Origin of the sequence: Saccharothrix sabaoui, from assembly GCF_051756985.1 — a bacterium.
Taxonomy (GTDB): domain Bacteria; phylum Actinomycetota; class Actinomycetes; order Mycobacteriales; family Pseudonocardiaceae; genus Actinosynnema.
This window is the reverse complement of record NZ_JBPKJK010000325.1, coordinates 1-2,664: the sequence shown is the minus strand read 5'-3', so window position 1 is coordinate 2,664 and position 2,664 is coordinate 1. Positions and strand designations below refer to the sequence as shown.

Annotated in this window: 2 protein-coding genes; one reads left to right on the top strand and one right to left on the bottom strand. The window is 74.2% G+C overall.

Translation table 11 applies throughout. The annotated features are described in order from the left end of the window. Positions 1 to 1,526, bottom strand: a 1,526-nt coding sequence (locus tag ACR807_RS41610; protein WP_438927064.1) for a GMC family oxidoreductase, incomplete at its 3' end; no start/stop codon positions are given. Between the two features lie 327 nt (positions 1,527 to 1,853). Between ACR807_RS41610 and ACR807_RS41605 the strand changes: the two genes are divergently transcribed. Next, the coding region (locus ACR807_RS41605; RefSeq protein WP_438927063.1) for a DUF1702 family protein at positions 1,854 to 2,664 on the top strand (811 nt) is incomplete at its 3' end.

The window sequence follows — 2,664 nt, the reverse complement described above, 5'->3', positions numbered from 1 at the left end:
GCCATCCGCTCGCCGATCATGACGGAGGTCAGGTTGGTGTTGGCGCGCACCGTGTTCGGCATGATCGAGGAGTCGCAGACGTGCAGCGCGTCCAGGCCGTGCACCGCGCCGCGCGGGTCGACCACCGCGTCCGGGTCGGACGCCGGGCCCATGCGCACCGTGCCGGTCGGGTGGTAAGCGCTCTCCAAGCTCGTCTTCACGTACTGGCGGACCATGTCGTCCTTGTCGATCATGGCGTCGCGCAGCACCACGAAACCCTGCCCCAGCTTGAGGATGTCCGGGTGGTGGGCCAGCTGCCACGCGGTGCGCACGCCGTCCACCAGGACGTCCATCTCGCGCTCGTCGTCGAGGAAGTTGAGCGCGATGGAGGGCTGGGCGGACGGGTCGGCCGACGGCAGCGTGATCCGGCCCCGCGAGCCGGGCCGCTGCGACACCACCATCACGCCGAGGATCTCGTCGGTGCCCGAGAGCATCTGGAGCTCCGGGAAGGGACCCAGGTCGAAGTGGTTGACCATGTAGTACTGGAGGTCGTTGAACTCCCCGGTGACCGGCGAGGTGGTGCGCAGGATCTCCTGGAGGAACGCCTCGGTGCGGTCGACGACGCCGGGCCGCGGCACCAGGAACGCGCCGGTGCGCTGGTGGTCCACCAGGTTCGCGCCGACGCCGGGCAGGTCGGCGCGCACGTCGACGCCGAGCCGGCGCAGGTCCTCGGCCGGGCCGACGCCCGAGCGCAGCAGGATCGCGGGCGAGGCGACCGCGCCCGCGGCCAGCACCACCCGGCGGCCCGCCACCAGCTCGTACGCGCCGCCGTCGGTGGCCGCCAGCACGCCGACCGCCCGCGAGCCCTCGAACACCACGCGGTCGACCACCGTGCCGGGCCGGATCTCCAGGTTGGCCCGGTCGCGCACCAGGGCCAGGTAGGTCGTCGCGGTGGTGGCGCGGTGCACGGCGTCGTGGCGGGTCGACGGGATCGACCCGATGCCGGTGGCCTCGGGGTGGTTGTGGTCCTTGACCTCCGGGAAACCCGCGCGCAGGCAGGACTCCACGAACGCGGTCTGCCCCGGCGACAGCTCCTCCGGCCGCCAGCGGCGGACCGGCATCGGCCCGCCGCCGCCGTGGAACTCGCCCTCGCCGAAGTCGACGTCGCGCTCCAGCTTCCGGAAGTACGGCAGCACGTCGGCGTAGGACCAGCCGGGGTTCCCGGCGGCGGCCCACTCGTCGTAGTCGGCGGGCACGCCGCGCAGCCCGACCGTCGCCCCCACCGCGGACGACCCGCCGGTGATCCGGCCGCGCGGGTAGCGGATGCGCCTGCCGTCGTGCACCTCCGCGCGGAAGGTCCAGTCCTGGCCGGTGAACGACATGGTCCGGCCGTAGCGGACCTCCTCCGGCAGCTCCTCGCGCGCGACGTGGTCCGGACCGCCCTCCAGCAGCAGCACGCGCCGCGCGGGGTCCTCGCTCAACCGGACCGCGAGGGCCGCGCCGGCCGATCCGGCACCGACGATGATGTCGTCAAAGTGAGCCGTCATGAGAGTCCTCGGGGTGTGTCGGCACTTCGGGCGCAGGGTCCCACCTCGGGCGCAGGGTCTGCGGCCCCCGTCCGGCCGAGGGTCGCACCGGCGGCGGCCGTGCTGCTACTCGCCGGTTGCCCGTCGTGATCACGCCACCGGGAATGCGCGCGACGGGCTTTTCCCGGTGCCCGCGCACCGCTTCGCACGCTGGGAGTAGGCAGCGGGCGCGCGCCGGTCCGACGATTTCGTCAAGTCCGTGGCGCCGCGCCCACGCGCGGCGGGACGAAGGGAGCGAAAATGGCCGGCCCTTGGCGGGCGCTCAGGCGACGCGTGCTCACTCCCGGCGTGTCGAACACGAAACTCGAAGTACGCGGTTTCCACGAGAAGGACGCGGCGGCGCGCGAACTCCTGGAAACCGTCGGCCGCTCTTTCCTGGAGGGGTACGGGTACGCCGCCGAGGCGCGCACGCCCGGCGAACCCGAGCAGCGGCTGGAACAGGTGCCGCGCCGGTTCCGCGGTTTCGCCTACGAGGGCGCCGCGATGGGCTTCGCGGTGCGCGACGGCCTGCCGTTCGGCCGGGGCGGGCTCACCGCGCGGTTCCTGGCCGGGCGCGCCGCCCGGCACTCCTACATGGCCCACGTCGGCATCGGCTGGGCGATGGCCCGCCTGCCCCGGTTCCGCTGGTCGCGGCTGGAGCTGGGCGACCCGCTGCTGCGCTGGCTCGCGCTGGACGGCTACGGCTTCCACCAGGCGTACTTCCGCACCGAGCGGTACGTGCGGGGCCAGTACCGCGAACCGGACTTCCCGTGGCCCGGCGGCGGGCAGTCCTGGTACGCCGACCACGCGATCGACCAGGGCATCGGCCGGGCGGCGTGGTTCGTGGGCGGCGCGGACCACCGCGTCGTGGCGGACCTCATCGACTCCTTCGCCGAGGAGCGCCGCGCCGACCTCTACAGCGGCGCGGGGCTGGCCGCGACCTACGCGGGCGCCGCCGACGAAGCCGGGTTGCGGGCGTTCCGCGACCGCGCGGGCGACCACCTGCCGCACGTGGCGCAGGGCAGCGCGTTCGCCGCCACCGCGCGGCTGGAGGCGGACCTGGCCGACGAGCACACCGCCGCGGCGACGGCGGTGTTCTGCGGCATGACGCCGGAGGAGG